At 61.4% G+C, this 17,870-nt stretch carries 22 protein-coding genes and 1 pseudogene; 7 read left to right on the top strand and 16 right to left on the bottom strand.

What is annotated here, in order from left to right:
* Position 1: 1 nt before the first annotated feature.
* From P9272_RS02555 to P9272_RS02530, 6 genes are all read right to left on the bottom strand, one after another.
* Complete coding sequence (locus tag P9272_RS02555) at positions 2-448, bottom strand: CBS domain-containing protein (RefSeq protein ID WP_278158716.1); 447 nt, start codon at positions 446-448, stop codon at positions 2-4.
* Between the two features lie 146 nt (positions 449-594).
* Entirely contained in the window at positions 595-1,032 is a 438-nt protein-coding gene (locus P9272_RS02550) for a DUF6522 family protein (RefSeq protein WP_278158714.1), read from the bottom strand.
* A 166-nt stretch (positions 1,033-1,198) separates the two neighbouring features.
* Complete coding sequence (locus P9272_RS02545) at positions 1,199-1,468, bottom strand: hypothetical protein (RefSeq protein WP_278158712.1); 270 nt, start codon at positions 1,466-1,468, stop codon at positions 1,199-1,201.
* A gap of 278 nt (positions 1,469-1,746) precedes the next feature.
* Entirely contained in the window at positions 1,747-1,956 is a 210-nt protein-coding gene (locus P9272_RS02540; protein WP_278158711.1) for a hypothetical protein, read from the bottom strand.
* 162 nt (positions 1,957-2,118) lie between these two features.
* Positions 2,119-2,457, bottom strand: coding sequence for a metal-sulfur cluster assembly factor (locus P9272_RS02535; protein WP_278158710.1), 339 nt, complete (start codon positions 2,455-2,457; stop codon positions 2,119-2,121).
* A gap of 68 nt (positions 2,458-2,525) precedes the next feature.
* Positions 2,526-2,777, bottom strand: coding sequence for a DUF2249 domain-containing protein (locus P9272_RS02530; RefSeq protein ID WP_278158708.1), 252 nt, complete (start codon positions 2,775-2,777; stop codon positions 2,526-2,528).
* Positions 2,778-2,997: 220 nt separating this feature from the next.
* Between P9272_RS02530 and P9272_RS02525 the strand changes: the two genes are divergently transcribed.
* From P9272_RS02525 to hemN, 5 genes are all read left to right on the top strand, one after another.
* A complete protein-coding gene (locus tag P9272_RS02525; protein ID WP_278158707.1) occupies positions 2,998-3,426 on the top strand; it encodes an Rrf2 family transcriptional regulator in 429 nt (142 codons plus the stop codon).
* 106 nt (positions 3,427-3,532) lie between these two features.
* Entirely contained in the window at positions 3,533-3,736 is a 204-nt protein-coding gene (locus P9272_RS02520; protein ID WP_278158706.1) for a hypothetical protein, read from the top strand.
* A gap of 24 nt (positions 3,737-3,760) precedes the next feature.
* Positions 3,761-3,997, top strand: a complete 237-nt coding sequence (locus P9272_RS02515; RefSeq protein WP_278158705.1) for a hypothetical protein — start codon at positions 3,761-3,763, stop codon at positions 3,995-3,997.
* A gap of 98 nt (positions 3,998-4,095) precedes the next feature.
* Positions 4,096-4,437, top strand: coding sequence for a ferredoxin FdxA (gene fdxA / locus P9272_RS02510; protein ID WP_278158703.1), 342 nt, complete (start codon positions 4,096-4,098; stop codon positions 4,435-4,437).
* 235 nt (positions 4,438-4,672) lie between these two features.
* A complete protein-coding gene (gene hemN / locus P9272_RS02505) occupies positions 4,673-6,025 on the top strand; it encodes an oxygen-independent coproporphyrinogen III oxidase (RefSeq protein WP_278158701.1) in 1,353 nt (450 codons plus the stop codon).
* An 82-nt stretch (positions 6,026-6,107) separates the two neighbouring features.
* On the opposite strand, the pseudogene P9272_RS02500 reads toward hemN, so the two are convergent.
* The 8 genes and pseudogenes from P9272_RS02500 to P9272_RS02465 form a co-directional block, all read right to left on the bottom strand.
* Positions 6,108-6,341: pseudogene (locus P9272_RS02500) on the bottom strand (isocitrate/isopropylmalate family dehydrogenase); the annotation flags it as partial.
* A gap of 53 nt (positions 6,342-6,394) precedes the next feature.
* Positions 6,395-7,174 (bottom strand): SDR family NAD(P)-dependent oxidoreductase, encoded by a 780-nt coding sequence (locus tag P9272_RS02495; RefSeq protein WP_278158699.1) that lies wholly within the window; start codon positions 7,172-7,174, stop codon positions 6,395-6,397.
* Between the two features lie 124 nt (positions 7,175-7,298).
* Positions 7,299-8,141, bottom strand: a complete 843-nt coding sequence (locus P9272_RS02490; protein ID WP_278158697.1) for an SDR family NAD(P)-dependent oxidoreductase — start codon at positions 8,139-8,141, stop codon at positions 7,299-7,301.
* Positions 8,142-8,169: 28 nt separating this feature from the next.
* Positions 8,170-9,195, bottom strand: coding sequence for a LacI family DNA-binding transcriptional regulator (locus P9272_RS02485; RefSeq protein WP_278158695.1), 1,026 nt, complete (start codon positions 9,193-9,195; stop codon positions 8,170-8,172).
* A gap of 136 nt (positions 9,196-9,331) precedes the next feature.
* On the bottom strand, positions 9,332-10,225 hold the full coding sequence (locus P9272_RS02480; protein WP_278158693.1) for an NAD(P)-dependent oxidoreductase: 894 nt from the start codon (positions 10,223-10,225) through the stop codon (positions 9,332-9,334).
* Positions 10,226-10,389: 164 nt separating this feature from the next.
* Entirely contained in the window at positions 10,390-11,874 is a 1,485-nt protein-coding gene (locus P9272_RS02475; RefSeq protein WP_278158692.1) for a sugar ABC transporter ATP-binding protein, read from the bottom strand.
* Between the two features lie 83 nt (positions 11,875-11,957).
* Positions 11,958-12,890, bottom strand: coding sequence for a sugar-binding protein (locus tag P9272_RS02470; RefSeq protein WP_278158690.1), 933 nt, complete (start codon positions 12,888-12,890; stop codon positions 11,958-11,960).
* A gap of 94 nt (positions 12,891-12,984) precedes the next feature.
* Entirely contained in the window at positions 12,985-13,992 is a 1,008-nt protein-coding gene (locus P9272_RS02465) for an ABC transporter permease (protein WP_278158688.1), read from the bottom strand.
* Between the two features lie 378 nt (positions 13,993-14,370).
* Here P9272_RS02465 and P9272_RS02460 point away from each other — a divergent pair, with 378 nt between their 5' ends.
* Together P9272_RS02460 and P9272_RS02455 are read left to right on the top strand one after the other, a co-directional pair.
* Positions 14,371-15,030, top strand: a complete 660-nt coding sequence (locus P9272_RS02460) for an aspartate/glutamate racemase family protein (protein WP_278158686.1) — start codon at positions 14,371-14,373, stop codon at positions 15,028-15,030.
* Between the two features lie 22 nt (positions 15,031-15,052).
* Positions 15,053-16,108, top strand: a complete 1,056-nt coding sequence (locus P9272_RS02455) for an aldo/keto reductase (protein ID WP_278158684.1) — start codon at positions 15,053-15,055, stop codon at positions 16,106-16,108.
* 37 nt (positions 16,109-16,145) lie between these two features.
* On the opposite strand, the gene otnI is transcribed toward P9272_RS02455, so the two are convergent.
* On the bottom strand, positions 16,146-16,916 hold the full coding sequence (gene otnI, locus P9272_RS02450) for a 2-oxo-tetronate isomerase (protein WP_278158682.1): 771 nt from the start codon (positions 16,914-16,916) through the stop codon (positions 16,146-16,148).
* A 2-nt stretch (positions 16,917-16,918) separates the two neighbouring features.
* Positions 16,919-17,833, bottom strand: coding sequence for an L-threonate dehydrogenase (ltnD, locus tag P9272_RS02445; protein WP_278158680.1), 915 nt, complete (start codon positions 17,831-17,833; stop codon positions 16,919-16,921).
* Positions 17,834-17,870: the final 37 nt, after the last annotated feature.

The following is a 17,870-nucleotide window of genomic DNA, read 5'->3' as shown; positions in this document are numbered from 1 at the left end:
CTTAGCGGTAGCCGACGCACATGACGTAGTCCCTGAGAAGCTCTTCCTCATGTTCGACTTCTGACAGGAGTATCTCCAAGGCGTCCCTGGCGGACAGCAAACCGATCGGCTTGCGCTCCGCGTCAACGACCGGGACGCTGTGCAGGCCTCTTTCCTTCATGGTCGACCAGACCTCGTGCAACCAGTCTTTCGGTTCGCAGGAGACCACGTTCCTGGTCATGACGGCCGTGCAGGCCGTCGTGCAGGCGCATCCCTGACAATAACGTATCTGGCGCACGATATCCGTTCGGGTGATGATGCCAACCATCGCGCCAGACCTGTCGCAAACGACGACCATATGCCTGGTATCGTCGGACAGGAGCGAGGCGGCTTCCGTAAGCTGCCGGTCTTCGCCGATGAGAAGCAGGCGATTGCGAACCTTCGCCAGCAAGTTGTCGATCCGTATCATGTCATTGCCGTCAAGTTAGCATCCAAGCAAGCACCGCATCCCGTCGGTCACAGTGACAGCCGCCTCCGGTCGCGCGGTCATTTGACCCGGCGGGCTATCCGCCTGCGCGATGCAAGCGGCGCGGCAAGGCTGCTGGCCAAAGTCGATCACCGAGCGCCGTATGACGTTTCCACGTCATCGATATTCAGACGCACCCGTCGGTTGCCATAGAAGAAGCTCAATCGATATTCGCCCTCGTGCTCGCCGACCCCGCGCTCGCAGAAGGATGTGATCTCTTGAGCCCTCAAAAGGGAGTGCACGGCCGCCGGATCAAGGCGCGGCAGTTCGGCAACCAACCCCGCCTCGATGAGGATTTCGTCCGTGCCGATCTCGACTTGCATAGCATCCGCGCCGAACCAGAGAGCTTTCGATGGAGCGGGGCCGGAGCCGCACCCGATCCAAGCCGGGGGATCGCTGGCAGGAAAAGATTCCCATGAAGCCTGTGCCACCTCATCCCACTCGATTTCAGCATCGCCGCAGGCTGACGAGGGTGCTAGCGGCTCGAGCCGCCTGTCTTCCGGTAGAGCCTTATGATCATACGGCATCGCCATTCTCCCGGTCGCTCATCAAAGATACATATTATGTATATCTTATTGTCGCGACTGCAAGGGATCCTCGACTTGGCGGAGACCAGACGAGGAACGTCGCCGAGCACGCGTGCATTTTCGTCTTAGGCTCGTTCCGCCTCGGCGGCACGAGACCTCGGAATAGCTATGTCGTCACCACCCATCGCAAGATCGTTTGCACAGCCGAGAGGCCGGGATCTTCCGATTTCCGGATAAGCGTCAGAAGCTGGAACCAGAGATCGTCGTCAGCCTCGTCGAGAAACGCCCGCACGGCACCAGCTGAAAAGTCACCCACGGACATCGAGGCCTGCGCCGCGCGTTCAGCGACCTTTGCGGCGAGCTCGGGATGGAGGCTCGACAGGACCGCGGCAACCACCTCTGGCCGCTCCAACGCGGCGATCAAATCCCCGAGCATCTTGCGCCTCTGCCAGTCGAGTTCGTGGTCCCACCAACAATTTCGAGAATGCAGCGATGTTTGACTGGCTTCAAGGCCAAGATGATCGGCGCCACGCAAAAGACCCGAGGCTTGGAAGTGGCTTCGATCGTCCGCTCCAGGTCGACGTTCGTCAAGCTGCGATCGTTGCCTCAGTCGTCCTCCCTCGTGTCAGCGCTCGCGAGCCCGGAAGGCAGATGTCTGTCGTCACCGTATGGTCAGGTTCAGCCGTCCAACGTCGAGACAACCGACATGTTTGCTCAGACCAGCCAGGCGACCAAAAGCATCCCTACCACAATGAGCACAAGGCCGCCGATAAGCATGGGCAGCAACGAGCCTTCGTGCTGGACATCCCGATTGCTGTCCTGATCGAAGCCGCTCATATCAATTCTCCGGTGTTCGTCGTTACGTCGGCCCTGCTGCACCTGCCTGCTCAGCCGATGCAGCAGCGCGTTGAACTGGCGCAACACCGCACACGCCTTGCTGCTGCGCGGCAGGCGGCATCGGCTTGTCCGGCCTTCGCCAGGATCTCGAGACAGGCGACCAGAAGGGCGGCCAGTGCAGCGACCCGATTGTCGTCGTCGCGATGCGCAACGTCGGGCTCGGTTGTCCCGGTCGGGCCGGCACCCATCTCACCACTCCTCGCTGTCTGCAATGCCGAGATGCTCTTTGGCGGCAGCGCTCATCTTGTGCGGCGACCAGGACGGTTCGTAGGTCAGGGTTACATCGACGAATTCGATGCCCGGAACAGCCCGGGCGGCATCGCGGGCACCCTCCTTCAGGTAACTGGTTGCGGGACAGCCGCGCGTCGTGGTGGCCATCACGGTGTTGACGGTGCCGCCGTCATTGACAAGGACAGCGTAGACGGGGCCCAAGTCGAGGATGTTATAGCCGAGCTCCTGATCGATCACGAGGCGAAGCGCCTCCCTGACCATCTCGTCGTCCAGCCGCGTTTCCGCTCCAACGCTCATGTCGCTGCCTTTGCCGCGTCACCGCCCGCCCAAACCTGCGGGCGGCTCTTTGCCTCGCGATGCTCGGCTCACGCCGCCTTCAAGAGACGGCCGATCTCGACGCGCCAGACCTGCGGCCCCCTTTCGAGGTAGGTCCAGGAGAATTGCTGGGGATGTTCCGCCTCGAGCTGGTAGTAGAGAGGCTTGGGATCATGGTCGTTGACGAGAACGAACTTCCCGCCAGGGGCAAGCTCATCTACGAGCTGGAAGATCTTCTGGTGCCTCTGCATCGGCACCAGGCTGCGGACGTCTATCTCGTTTGGGACGGTCGTTTGCGTCATCGGGTCATCCCTTCGATTGCGTTGACAAGCGTGCAATCCGGCCGCTCGCCGCCCGCGCGGCATTGCGCTCGTCGCGTTTCGCTTCGGTTCGGGATAGTCGGCGTTAAAACATACATTACATGTTTTGTCGGACGGCTGCGTGGCCTTGCAAAACATACATCTGCTGTACATCTTTCCTGTGGGTGAGCCACCATGCTTTTGTGGCAGCAAAGGAACTTGGATGAGACTGACGGATTTCTCCGACTATTCGCTTCGCGTGCTCATGTACGCGGCGGCCAGGGACGGCCAGTTGATCACCATCGAGGAAACCGCTCAGGTTTACGGGATTTCGCGGGCGCACTTGATGAAGGTGGCCAACCAACTGACCCGCGCCGGGTTTTTGAAGGCGGTGCGCGGGCGCTCCGGCGGCCTGACGCTTGCCAAGACGCCAGGACAGATCCGGCTGGGAGACGTCCTGCGGACGACGGAGCCCGACTTTGCGCTGGTCGAATGCTTCAGGAGTGGCAATAGCTGCTTGATCACCCCCCGCTGCCGCCTCCGCGGAATGCTGAAGGAGGCGCTCGCAGCCTTCGCGGGGACGCTTGACCGCTACACCTTGGCCGACCTGCTGCTCTCGCCGGAAGATTTCGGCATCCAGCCGGCAGCGTAAGCGTCCACAGATCCGGCCGCTTCACCTGGTCGCATCACAACCCCTTGCCGGGGCACCTGCTAAAAGATACATTACAAATGTATCTTTTGATCTGATGGTGATCGCCTTGCTGCCCCTGTTCCTCGATCTCGCATTGCGCGCCTTCCGCGGTTTGCTGTCGGCCTTCACGCCACGGGAACCGGCATTCGCCCTGTCACGCCAGGAGCGGCTCGGCCTGATCTTCTCGGCCATCGATCGTTGCGGCGCCGATTGCCCCGCTTGCGCCATCTGGGCCTTGGAACAGGACAGATGGCAGGCGGCATTGGATTGAAAACCGACCGAATGGAAACAAACCATGCCGAGCAATTCGCACGATTTCATCCGGCCCGCGGATGCATCCGAGCGCGCGTACCTCGAATCCTTGGTTCGCGCGGATTACGACAAGAGCCATCCCGGCGAAACCTTACACGACATGAAGCGTCGCATGTCCTTTTCCAGGGAGGACCAGGGCCTCTATCGCGACTGGATCGCCCTCGCCGCGGCGCGTGCGGATGCCGCGCAGGCTGCGGCGCCAAGGCCGATTGCCGCTTGAGGTACTCGCAATCTAGCGATTCCATTAGTCGAGGCCGCCAGAGGAAGGTCCCCGAGCGCGGTCATCCGGCACGGCGGTGCTTCGAAGAGGCAGACAGAATGACCTACGTCGTTACCGACAATTGCATCAAATGCAAGTACATGGACTGCGTCGAAGTATGTCCCGTGGACTGCTTCTACGAGGGCGAGAACATGCTCGTCATCCATCCCGACGAGTGCATCGACTGCGGCGTTTGCGAGCCCGAATGTCCGGCTGAAGCGATCTTCCCCGATACGGATTCGTCGGTCGCGCAGGCATGGCTCGCGCTCAATCATCAATACGCGTCGTCCTGGCCCAATATAACGCGCAGGAAGACACCGCCCGCCGACGCTGACGCCTGGAACGGGGTGCCGGAAAAGTTCGATGCCCATTTCAGCGGCAAACCCGGCGAGGGCGAATGATCTGGTGGCCTTGCCACGGCTCCGATCGAGACAAATCGCACCGTCCAATCGCGCGACGGCATCAGGAACGGGCTGCCGCGCCGATTACGGCACCCGCGCCGAGTGGATTCCGCCGCTCCGGTATACGCAACCGCCTCGCGGCATCGCCTTCCGGCCGCAAGCAATTTGGTCTTCCGCAAAGAAGCCGAGCGGAGACTCGACCATATTCGGCGCTGCATCGGAGGCGAAAAGGACCATGCAACCATCCGTTCTGCAAAAATATGGCGAGGCGCGTCTGCCCCGCTACACTAGCTACCCACCCTCGCCGGAGTTTTCGCCTACGGTCGGCTCCGACACCTATGCCGCATGGCTATCAAGCCTACCGTCGGCTGCCTCCGCCTCGCTCTATCTACACGTCCCGTTCTGCCGCTCGATGTGCTGGTATTGCGGTTGCCACACCACGATCACCGCCAAGGATCAGCCCGTCATCGAGTATCTGGATTTGCTGCGCAAGGAGATCGACATGGTCGCCACGCGGGCGCCCGAGCCGCTTCAGGTCGACCAGGTGCATTTCGGCGGCGGTACGCCCACCATCGTCGCGCCGGTGGATTTCGTCGCGCTGACGGATCTCCTTCGTGATCGCTTCGGGTTCGCCGACGCAGCGGAAATCGCCGTCGAGGTCGATCCGCGCACGTTGACGATCGAGATGGCGGGCGCCCTGGGCGGTGCCGGGGTCGGCCGCGCCAGCCTGGGCGTCCAGAGTTTCGACCCTGTCGTCCAGAGAGCGGTAAACCGCGTCCAGAGCGAGGAAACCACGATCGAGGCAGTCGACCGCCTGCGCCTGTCGGGCGTAAGCGGCATCAATTTCGACCTGATCTACGGCCTTCCGCATCAGACCGTCCGTTCCTGTATCGACACGGCTAACGCCACGGCAGCCATGCGACCCGACCGAGTCGCAGTGTTCGGCTACGCGCATGTGCCGTCCTTCAAAAAACACCAGCGCATGATCGATGAAACGGCCCTGCCCGACGGCATCGCTCGCATGGAGCAAGCACGGGCTATAGCCGATGCGCTCGTCGCCGCGGGCTACGTCCAGATCGGACTGGACCATTTTGCGCTCCCCGACGACGATCTCGCGCAGGCAGAAGTGGCGGGAAAGCTGCGGCGCAACTTCCAAGGCTATACCACCGACAATTGCGAAACGCTGATCGGATTCGGCGCTTCTGCCATAGGCCGCACCCACCACGGCTACGTCCAGAACCAAGTCGGCCTCGGCTTCTATGCCGGCTCGATCGCTTCCGGGCGATTGGCGACGGCCAGGGGCTACCGGCTGACTGCCGAGGACCGCCTGCGTGCGGAGGTCATCGAGCGCCTGATGTGCGACTTCAAGGCCGATGTGCCGGCGATCTGCCATCGACACGGGTGCGACCCGGCTGGACTGCTCGCCGGCAACAGGAGACTTTCCGAACTTGCCGCGGATGGCGTTGTCGACCTGGCCGGAGGCACGATCCATGTTCGGCGTGACCATCGGTTCCTGGTTCGCGCGGCGGCGGCGGCCTTCGACGCCTACCTGCATCGGTCAGTCCGCAGCCACAGCCAAGCCGCCTAACCCAAGGTGCGAACAAGTTTGCCTGCGCCGGCGCAAACTCGCGGGGTGGAATGAGCCAATGTGTTCGTTTTTCCATGGCGACGGCGCCGACCGCGCCAAAATAGATTGCGTCGAATTTCTCGAGCCGTTCCAGCCCATCCTCCGGCATCATGACGCCATTGCGCTTGTAATAGTCTGATCCCCAGTCGAAGTGGCTGAATTCCAGCTTGAGGTCGCCGCGCCGATCGGCCAGCACCTGGAGCACAGTGATGCCGGCATTAATAACTTCTGGGCCAATTCCGTCTGCAGGAATTGCGGCAATCGAATATTCGCGCACTGTCAATCTCCCTGGGACGCAAAGGCAATCCCCCCACCCGATTTTTCGTCCGGCTAAAGGCACACATAACCGCCATCGATCACCAGTGCCGCGCCAGTCATATAGCGGGCGGCATCGCTGGCCAGATATACCGCCAGCGCGCCGAGGTCCTCGGGATCTCCCAACTTGCCCATCGGAATGGTCTGCACATAGGCCTCGATGATTTCCGGATTGTTCTGTGCCCAAAGCCTGTTCGGCTGGGTTGCGAAGATGCCAGGACAGATCGCGTTGACGGTTATTGCGTGCCGCGCCCAATCCACTGCGAGGCTTCGGGTCAGCATCAGCACTCCCGCTTTGGCCGTCTCGTAATGCCGGCCGTGGATGTTACGACCCGCTACCATGGCGTTTATCGAGGCAAGGTTGATCACGCGGCCGCCCCGGCCCCGGCGGATCATCGCGCCGATGTGCTTACAGCACAGAAAGGTCGAGGTCAGATTCAGGTCAACCAACGCCTTCCACTGGTCCAAGGGCATATCCTCGACAGGTACGTTTATCCGCCGCCCGCCGATATTGTTGACGAGGATGTCAAAGCCACCCTCCACGGACACCGCCTCGAGGCAGGCTGCTTCGCATGCCGAAGGATCGCTCATATCCGCAACGATAGTCGCGACCTTGCGGCCCAGCGCGCGGATGTCGGCTGCGGTCTCCTCCAGAGTTTCCACCGTGCGGCCGACCATCGTAATGTCGGCGCCAGCTTCGGCGAGCCCGAGGGCCATCTCCCGCCCGAGCCCCCGACTGCCGCCCGTGATGAACGCGCGCTTGCCACCAAGGCGAAGCCGATCAAATACGCCCATTGCTGTTGCACCTCACGCGCAGCCATCGAAATAGGATCGCTGCGCCTTGCTTACGCGACCTCGCACACGATGTTGAATGCCAAGCTCGGATATTCCCATGCATCTGCGGCATGGCTGGCGGCGCTCAGGAATTAAGCCATTCCTTGAAGGCATCGGCAAAGTCAGGATGCCAGCGCGACAGGGGTGGACGGTTTTCGGCTATGTCGCCTGCCGCCCAGCGGACGCGCTTTTCGTCGGTGGCGCGGTCCACCTCGTTGTCGGGGCACAAGATGTAGAAATCGCCGCGTACGACTGACTGAAACAGGAAATCGACGGTTTGTTCCGGCGTCCATGCCCCTGCAGGCTTTTCGGTGCGGCCATGTGCGGTCAGGGATGTGAAGACGAAGCCGGGGATGAACAGCCGCGCCTCTACCTGATGGCCGGGGCTGTTGCGCAGGGCGTGCTGCAACGCCTCGGTAAATACTTTCACGCCGGCTTTCGAGATGTTGTAGGCAGGATCGCCTGGGGGCGTGGTGATGCCCTGCTTGGACCCGGTGTTGATGATCAGGCCAGGCTGGCCCGACGCGATCATTCGCGGGGCAAAAATCTGGACGCCCCGGATCACGCCGAGCATGTTCACGTCAAGTATGCGGTCCCAGTTGTTTGCCGCATCGAAAATGTCACTGCCAGGCTGTATGCCGGCGTTGTTCATCAGCACGTTCACCGCGCCGAAAGCGGCAAAGGCCTGATCGGCTAGCGCGCTCAGTTGTGTCTTGTCGGCCACATCGGTCGGCACCCCAATTACGTCGCCCGGGGCGGCACCGTCTGCAATCATGGTCTGGCGTGCCATCGCGATCCGGCCTGCGTTGCAATCGGCAATGCAGACCCGAAGCCCCGCACGCGCCAGATACCGTGCCGCCGTAAGACCGATGCCCGATGCCCCGCCGGTGACGACGGCAGTCGAGCCTTTGACAAGTGCGGCATGCATGGTCGGGTTCCTTGGCTATCGCTGCCGGTCAGGCCGTAGCCCCGGCGAAGATCTCAAATCCGGTGTCGATGATTGACGGTGTCTCGGGGCGTTCAGGGGCCAGAAGGATTGCCTCAATCGCTTTTTGCCCGATCAGGAAACGGTTCGAACGCATCGTGGACAGGGGCTGCGGCAATTCCAGCCCGATATCCAGACCGTTGAAGCCGAAGATCGCCAGTTTATCCGGCACCTTGATGCCCGCTCCAAGGCAGTGAAATATGCCGCCCACCGCCATGTCGTCGTTGGAATAGACTGCGACGTCGACCGATGAGGTGGCGCAGAGCTGCGCCGTCTGTTTCCGTCCCGCAGCGACGGAACTTTGGCCATCAGCGATGGCATGGGCAACGAACGACAGCCCCGCCTGACCAAGGGCTTCGCACAGGCCGTCATAGCGCAGGCGCGCACGACGGTCGGCGGTCCAGTCATGTCCGACATAGCCAAACCGCCGGTATCCGCGCGCGATCAGGTGCTGACCCACCGCATAGCCCGCACGCCGGTGCGACATGCCGACGGCAATGTCGATGGGGGCGCTGTCTATATCCATCATCTCGACCACGCGCACGCCGCTCTGGTCCAGCATGCGACGGGTAGCCATGGTATGATCGAAGCCTGCGATCAGGATCGCCGCAGGTTGCCACGCAAGCAACCCGCGCACCAGCGTTTCCTCGCGGTCCATGTCATAGTCGCTGATGCTGATGACTGCCTGGTAGCTCGACGATTTCAGCCCGGCGCTGACGCCCTGCAACACCTCGGGAAAGACAATGTTTGACAGCGACGGCACCACGACGCCGACCAACTGCGAATCCAGCGATGCCAGCGATCCAGCAATGCGGTTGGGCACGTAACCAAGGCTGCGGACGGTTTCCATCACCTTGGCGCGGGTCGCTTCCGCAACCAGTCCCTGATTGCGCATGATCCGCGACACGGTCGATTCACTGACGCCGGCCAGACGCGCCACCTCGTGGACCGTCACCTTGCTTTTCTTTTCCTGAAGGCGTTGCCTGGTCTTCGTCAACGGAATCCCCTTGTGCGGAGGCAGCATTCAGACCGCGGTTGAACGCTGGTGATGCCACGATGCAAGCGGGGTTGTACATGCATTTTGTGCCCGAAGGTACAAGGGGCGAAACCCAGCCGCCCCTTGCTTGTAAAGGTCAGCGCTTGACATAGTTGCGCCACGGGTGCGCTTCCTTGAAATTCAGAACCTCGCGGATTTTGCGGTTGGACAGCGGCGCCTCGTCCCGGCCCATCGGGCGGGTGACTGGAGTGTTCGGGCAGTATTTCGCAAGGAATTCCGCCGTGGGCAGATCGGCGGTGATGGTATCGTTCACTGCGTTGAATACTTGAAAGCCAAGCCCGTCCTTTTCCAGGCAGAGATGCACGATCTCGCCTAGGTCGCGGGCGTCGATATAGCTCCAGGCGTTGCGCTTGCGGCACATCGGATCGTCGAGGTAGCCTGGAAAGTTCACGTATTCATGCGGCTCGATCACGTTGCCGATGCGCAGCGCATAGATGTCGGCGCCGTATCGCATCGCAAAGGCGCGGGCGGTCTTTTCGTTAACCAGCTTGGACAGGCCGTAGCTGTCCATCGGATCGTTGTCGTAATCTTCTTCCAGCGGGAAAGAATGGTAGTCCTTGTCACCTTCGGCAAAACAGACGCCGTAGGTCGTTTCGGAGCTGGCGATGATGACCTTGCGCACGCCCAGCTTCATCGCCGCTTCGATCACGTTGTAGGTGCCAACGGTGTTGGCGGAGAAGGTCGTGTTGTCGGGGTTGATCATCACGCGCGGCACGGCGGCGAAATGCACAACCGCGTCGGGAGCCTTGGGCGGAGCACCGTCATTATACCCGTCAAAGCCGAAATGCGTGGTCAGCGCGTTGAACACCTGACTGCCGTCCGTGATGTCGGTGATCAGGGTGTTAACGCCAGGATGATCGAACGGCTTCAGATCGACATTGAGGACCGAATAGCCCTCGGCAAGAAGATGCGGCACGGCATGGCGACCGGCCTTGCCGGTGCCGCCGGTGAAAACGATGCGTTTCGTCATGCTCAGTCTCCGTCGATTTGATAACTGGTCAGGCAGTTCGTAGTCTGTCACTTGGTGCATGTCGCCCAAAAGTGTGCAGCGGCTTTGGAAAAACGACATTCATAAAAACAAAGGCTTAAAGCGCGTTTCTCGAATCCGTTTCGACGTGGCGCGCTTTAGTGGGATCAGCCCGTGGCCGCCAGCATGACCCGCTCCTGCGTCGCGTCTCCGCGGTCAAGAACGCCGGTGATACGCCCTTCTTTCAGCACCACCACCCGGTCGCTGATGGCAAGCACCTCGGGCAGGTCGGAAGAGACGACGATAATCGACATCCCATCCTCGGCCAGCCGGTTGAGCAGGGCGTGCACCTCGGCTTTGGCTCCGATGTCGATGCCGCGCGTTGGCTCGTCGACGATCAGTATGCGTGGCTTGCGCGCCACCCACTTGGCGATCACGACCTTCTGCTGGTTGCCGCCCGAGAGAGTCATCAGCTTTTGTTCGGGCGACGGTGTCTTGATCCCCAGTGCGCGGATATAGGCAAGGCAGGCGTTTGTCTCGCGCCTGCCTTGCACCACGCCCATCGTGCAGTAATTCGACAGGTGCGTCAGGCTGAAATTCTCGCGTACCGACATGCCCAGGACCAGGCCCATTTCCTTGCGGTCTTCGGTCACGAAACCGATGCCGAGGTCGATGGCTTGCGAAGGCTCGCGAATGGAGACCTTCTGCCCATCGACCCGGATTTCGCCGACGCTGGGGCGGCTCCCGAACACCATTTCCATGATCTCGGTCCGGCCGGAGCCGACCAGCCCGAAGAAGCCCAGTACCTCGCCCTTGTGCAGATCGAAACTGACATCCGCCACCCGCGCCCCGCGCGAGGTGGGCCTCTTCAGCCCGAGGCCGCGTACGGATAGCAGCACGTCCCTGGTGGCATGCGAGTTGTGTTTGCCGAAAAGCTGCGACATGTCGCGGTCGACCATCTTGCGCACGAGGATGTCGCGCGTCATGTCGCCAATCAGGCGGCTGTCGACGGTTTCGCCGTCGCGCAACACGGTCACGCGATCGCCGATTTCGAAAATCTCGTCCAGTCGGTGCGAGATATAGACCACACCGACGTTCTGCGACGCCAGCTTGCGCACCATCCGCATTAGCGTCGATGCCTCGTGATGGCTGAGCGAGGCAGTCGGTTCGTCCATGATGATCAGCTTTGAGCGATAGGAAATCGCGCGCGCGATCTCCACCATCTGCTTTTGTCCGATGCTGAGGGTGCCGACCTTTGCCGTCGGCTCGATGTTCACGTCCAGTTCGGCGAGCACGGCTTTGGCATCGGCGTTCATCTTGCGGCTGTCGATCAGCCCGCCCGCGCCGAGCGGTTCGCGTGCAAGGTAGATGTTTTCGGCCACGGTCAGGTTGTTCACCACCGCCAGCTCTTGATAGATGATGCTGATCCCCAGCGCGCTGGCGTGAACGGGGTCCCTGATCACCACGTCTTGGCCATCGACACGGATTACCCCTCCCGGATCGGCGCGATAAACGCCGGTCATGATCTTCATCAAGGTACTCTTTCCGGCCCCATTCTCGCCGGCAAGCACATGCACCTCGCCACGCGCCAGCTGGAGATCGACCCTGTTCAGCGCCTTGACGCCGGGAAAGGTCTTGGCGATGCCGCGCATTTCAAGGAAGTGGGACATGGTCGCCTCGGCTTTCGTAAAAAGGGGCGAAGCAGGGAGAAGCTTCGCCCCTCTCGACAGCTCATTTATTTCGTATAGCTGCCGAGGTTATCAGCGTTCACCACGGTCACGCCGGTATCGATGTCCTTGCTTTCGGTCTCTTTGCCCTTGACCTGGGCAACGAGATGTTCGACGGCCAGTTTGCCCATGGTGACGGGGCGCTGCACCATGATGCCGTTGATGTAGCCATCCTTCACACCCTTGATGGTGTCCGGCAGGTCATCGAAAGCGAAGACAGCCACCTTGCCCTTGCGATCCGCAAATTCCTGCTCGGCAAGAACCTTGGCCACAGCCGGACCACCGACTTGGCTCATGCCAAAGATGCCGGCCAGGTCCGGGTGACCGCGCAGCAGCGCTTCGGTCACGGAGACGGCCTTGGCGAGGTCGTCCTCAGTGCCTTCGACGGCAACGATCTTGATTCCCGGGTAGGCAGCCAGCGCTTCTTTCACGCCGTCGATACGCTCGTTTAGATTGGATGCGCCTAGCTGCCCGGTCACGATGGCGATCTTGCCCTTGCCACCCAGCGCCTTGGCCATCGAGTTGCCCATCGTCACGCCGGCCTGCTTGTTGATCGTGCCGATATACATGCTGCGGCCGCTTTTGGCGCTGTCGCTGTCAAAGGTCACGATCTTGATGCCGGCTTGCATTGCCTGCTTGATGACGCCTTCGACCGACTTCGGCTCGTTCACCGAAATGGCGATGCCGTTAACCTGGCGGGCGATCAGATCTTCGATGATCTTGACTTGGGTCGCGCCCTGCGTGTTTTGCGGAACCACCCACTGGTAGCTGACACCAAGAGCATTGGCAGCGGTCTTCGCGCCGGTGTTGCAGTCGTCGAAGAACGGCACGGCCACTTTCGGCACCACGGCGATCGTGATGTCCTGGGCGAACGCCGCAGTGCCCGCCAGAATTGCGATGGAAGCTATCGCCGCACGAGCTGCTTTCATGAAGATACGCATTGTCTTTCCTCCTGCCCGCTCGTTCCTGAGACGGGCCTTTGTTTGTTCTTGGTCGTAACTTTTCGTCCTGGTGTTGATCAGAAAGCTATTCCTTTCAGTCATTTCCTCCCGTCAGTTTGTTGCGCAGCACATCCAGGCTGACGGCGATCAGAATGACCCCGCCGGTGATTGCCTGTTGGGCATAGGTGTTGATATTCAGCAGCACGACGCCGTTGGCGATGACGCCCACCAGCGCGGCCCCGATCACGGCGCCTGTAACGCTGCCGACGCCGCCTGCAAGGCTGGCCCCGCCGATTGCCGCCGCAGCGATCACGTCCAGTTCAGAGCCGAAGCCAGACGCCGGCTCTGCCGTCAGATAACGCGAGAACCCGATGATCCCGGCCAACGAGGCGATGGTCGACGACAGCATGTAGACCGCCAGCTTGACCCGGTTTGTCTTGACCCCGCTGAGCCGAGCCGCCTGCTCGTTGCCGCCGGTGGCATAGACGTGACGGCCAAAGCGCGTTCGCTTCATGATCAGCGCGAACAGCACCATCAAAATCAGCATGATCACGACGGGAACGGGGACAGGCCCGACATAGCCCTGCCCCAGCAGGGAAAATGCATCTGGCGTTTCGGGCGTGACGGGGACGCCGTGCGTCACCATGTACATCATGCCGCGCCCGATGCTGAGGGTGCCCAACGTGGCGATGAAGGGCGGCAGGCCGATGGCAGTGATCAAGAGGCCGTTGGTTAGGCCGAAGGCAATCCCCACCGCGACGCCCGCGCCGATGCTGGTGCCTGTCGAATAGCCCGCATCGAAGCACAGCGCCGTGATAAGCGAGGCAAGCCCCATCGCCGATCCGACTGACAGGTCGATGCCGCCCGTGACGATTACCATGACCATGCCGATGCTCATGATCGCTGTGAGCGAAAAAGCACGGAAGACACCCATGAGGTTGTTGGTGGTCAGGAAGTAGGGCGTCCAAAGGCTGATGAGCGCGCCCACGATCAGCATGGCGACCAGCACGTTCACCTCGCGCACATGCCGCAGTTGGTAAAGGTCGCGCCAGATGCGAGCGGGCGGCTTTTCCAGCGTCGCCTTATCATCGGATACGGACATGCACGTTCCCTCCGCTCGTGTTCACCAGAGCGCATTCTCTTATTGTGCCGGCAGGCACATCCGCACGCCTGACCCCGGCAACATCGCCGACCGTCAGATGTTTTATGCGTACGAATGATAGCGCTGCCATTTCTCGCCAAGCGATTGACGTCTGTCAACCGTCATTTTGTGAATAACGGAATGCATTTTTCGTCATGGAACGAGACTTGCAGCGAAATTTCTCTTGAAATGAGGCAAGGTATCAATTCTCAGTGGCGAAGCGGGACCTGTTCGTCGATGACAGCGCTGCTATTTTGAAGCGCTGGCCACGACGAGTGCGCAACCGCGCCGCCTGAATCAGGGAAAGAGCACCAAATGTCACGGGCAAAGGGGTCCTCTATGGGCACACTTGCAATGATACACACGGTTCCGGGGCTGATCCCGGTGCTCGAACCACTGGCGCAGCAAAACCTACCCGGCTGGGCGACGTTCAACATGCTGGACGAAAGCCTGCTACGCATCACGATCCGCGAAGGCAGCCTGTCGGCGTCGACGATGCGTCGCCTGACCTGCATGGTCTGGTCGGCGGTGGACGCGGGCGCGGATGCGGTCATCGTCACCTGTTCGTCGCTTGGTCCCGCGGTCGAGGCTGCACGCCCGCTGTGCCCGGTGCCGCTGTTTCGCATCGATGAAGGCATGGCGATCGAGGCAGTCGGAACCGGCCGGCGCATCGGGGTGCTGGCCACGCTGCGCACCACGCTTGACCCGACAACCGATCTGATCAGGTGCACCGCTGCCCGGCTTGGGCACGATTGCGTCATCGCCAGCGTCTTGTCCGAAGGCGCCTTTGAACGGTTGTCACAGGGCGACGCTGAAGGACATGACCGCATGGTGGCGCAAAGCTTACGCGACCTTGCCCCGCGGGTGGACGTGATCCTGCTGGCCCAAGCCTCCATGGCACGGGTGCTGCCATCAGTGCAGGAGGCGATGGGCGCCCTGCCCGTTCTGACCAGCCCCGAAACCGGCATGCGTCACCTGCGCAAGGCCTTGACTGCTTAATCAACCGGAAATGGAAGAAAAGATGGAATACAGAACACTTGGCCACTCTGGCCTAAAGGTGTCCGTCCTGACGATGGGGACCTTCACATTTGGCGGCACAGGCCCCTTTGCGATGGTGGGTCAGCAGGGCGTACAAGACGCGCGCCGCCTCGTTGACCTGTGCATCGACGCAGGCATCAATCTGTTCGACACCTCGAACATGTACTCGAATGGACTGTCAGAGGAAATTCTGGGCGAGGTGCTCGACGGGCGTCGCGACCAGGTGCTGATTTCATCCAAGGCACGGATGCGTATCGGTAGAGGCCCCAACGACGAAGGCGCATCGCGCTTTCACCTGATCCGTGAATGCGAACGCAGCCTGAAACGCCTACGCACCGACCACATCGACATCTACTATATCCACGAATGGGACGGCACGACCCCAGTCGAGGAAAAGATGGCCGCGCTGGACACACTCGTTCAGCAGGGCAAGGTGCGTTACGTCGGCTGCTCGAACTATTCCGGCTGGCACATCATGAAATCGCTTGCCGTCAGCGACCGCGACCGCCGCCCCCGCTTTGTCACCCAACAGATCCACTACACGCTAGAGGCGCGCGAGGCGGAATACGAATTGCTGCCGATTTCCGTCGATCAAGGGCTTGGCGTTCTAGTCTGGAGCCCGCTTGCCGCAGGCCTGCTGTCGGGAAAGCACCGGCGCGGTGTGGCCACGCCCGAAGGTTCGCGCCAGGCCGCGGGTTGGACGGAGCCGCCGATCCGCGACTTGGAAAGGCTGTGGAACATCGTGGACGCGCTGGTGGAAATCGGCGATGCGCGCGGCGTTTCGGCGGCACAGGTGGTCCTGGCCTGGCTGCTGCAACGTCCCGGCGTGTCTTCGCTGGTGATCGGGGGCCGGAACGAGGCCCAGTTCCGCGACAACTTTGCCGCCGTCAGCTTGCGCCTGTCAGATGAGGAGCGCGCCCGCCTGACAGCGGTCAGCACCATTCCGCTGATCTACCCCTATTGGCACCAGCGCAACTTTGCCAAGGATCGCTTCTGCGAAGCCGACCTGGCACTGCACCGAGACTTTGCCCAAGACTGAAAAGGTTGCGCCCGGTTGCACACCGGGCGCATTCACCTTAGTGCAAAGCTGCCAGCCAGCTCAGGCCGGCCACGGTTTCGCCGGCAGGGCGATACTCCAAGCCCACGAAACCGTCATACTTCAATGCATCCAGTTCGCGCAGAATGCGGGCATCGTCCAATTCTCCGGTGCCCGGTTCGTTGCGCAGCGGCACGGCAGCGATCTGCACATGGCCAATAATCGGCATCAGTTCGCGCAGGCCGGTCAGTACATCGCCGTGGATGATCTGGCGGTGATAGATGTCGAATTGCAGCTTGAGGTTCGGCACAGCCATCTCGGCGATCAGATCGGCCGCCTGATTGAAATCGTTTAGGAAATATCCCGGCATATCGCGCGGGTTGATCGGTTCGATCAAGACGTCAAGCCCCCTCGCGCCCGCCGCGTCGCACAGATAGGCGAGCGACGCGCGATAGGTTTTATGCGCGACAGCGTCCGAACTGTCGGCAAGCCCGCTCATGACATGGACGCGCCCCACGCCGGTTGCCGACGCATAGGCCAGCGCCGTCCGGACCGAAGCGCGAAAGTCGTCCTGCCGATCCGGCAGTGCCGCAAGCCCACGCTCGCCGGCCTCCCAGTTTCCCGGCGGCAGGTTGAACAGCGCCTGCGTCAGGCCGTTCCGCTGCAAGGCATCAGCGATGCGATGCGCGTCGAACGCGTAAGGGAACAGATATTCGACCGCCTCAAAGCCTGCTCCGGCGGCAGCAGCGAAGCGATCCATGAACCCGACCTCGTTGAACATCATGGTCAAGTTTGCGGCAAAACGCGACACGGTCAATCCTCCATTCCAGGCAATTGCAGCCCGGCGATGCCCGCGATCATCCGCGCGACCGACGCGTCGTCGTCCCGGCCCATTCCGGCGGCAGCCGTCATCACGAACATCTGCAAGGCCATCGAGGCGATCGGCGTCGGGAATTTCATCTCTCGTCCGATATCGGCCACGATTCCCAGGTCCTTGGTAAAGATATCGACCGCGCTTCGCGGCGCGTAGTCGCCATCAAGGATGTGCGGAACACGGTTTTCAAACATCCAGGAACTGCCCGCCGATGCGGTTATCACCTCGTAGACCCTGTCGATGTCCAGATCCATTGCCTTGGCGAAGGTGATCGCCTCGCAGGCGGCGGCGATATGGACACCGGCAAGAAGCTGGTTCACGATCTTGAACGCCGCACCTGTTCCGGCCTTTTCTCCCAACTCGTAGACCTTGGCAGCGATGCAATCCAGGACCGGTCGGGCATGCGCAATGGCGGCGGGCGCGCCCGATGCCATGATGGTCAGTTCGCCAGAGGCGGCGCGCGTCGCCCCGCCGCTGACTGGCGCGTCGACGTAGTTCAGGCCCAGCGCTTCGGCACGGACCGCGAAATCGCGGGCCGAACCGGGGGACATGGTTGCGCAGGATAATATCGTGCCGCCGGTAGCCATCGCGGCGGCCGTGCCTCCTGCGCCGTAAAGCACCGTTTCGGTCTGGGCTGCGTTCACCACCAGGCAGATGGCGACATCTGCGTCTCTTGCTGCCGCACTCGGGCTATCGGCGGTCTTGCCGCCAAGGGCTGAAAACCGCGCCATCGCATCGGCGCTCACATCAAACCCCGTGACATCAAAATCATCACGCAGCAGCGAGGCGGCCACCCCGAATCCCATCGACCCCAAGCCGATCACACAGATTTTGAGACCGGACTTGCTGTTCATGTCAGAACCTCGATTTTCAGGACGTTTGGCATAAGTG

Source organism: Mesorhizobium sp. WSM4976 (assembly GCF_029625685.1).
GTDB lineage: Bacteria > Pseudomonadota > Alphaproteobacteria > Rhizobiales > Rhizobiaceae > Mesorhizobium.
The sequence above is the reverse complement of the archived record's forward strand: the minus strand, read 5'-3'. Positions and strand labels throughout refer to the sequence as shown.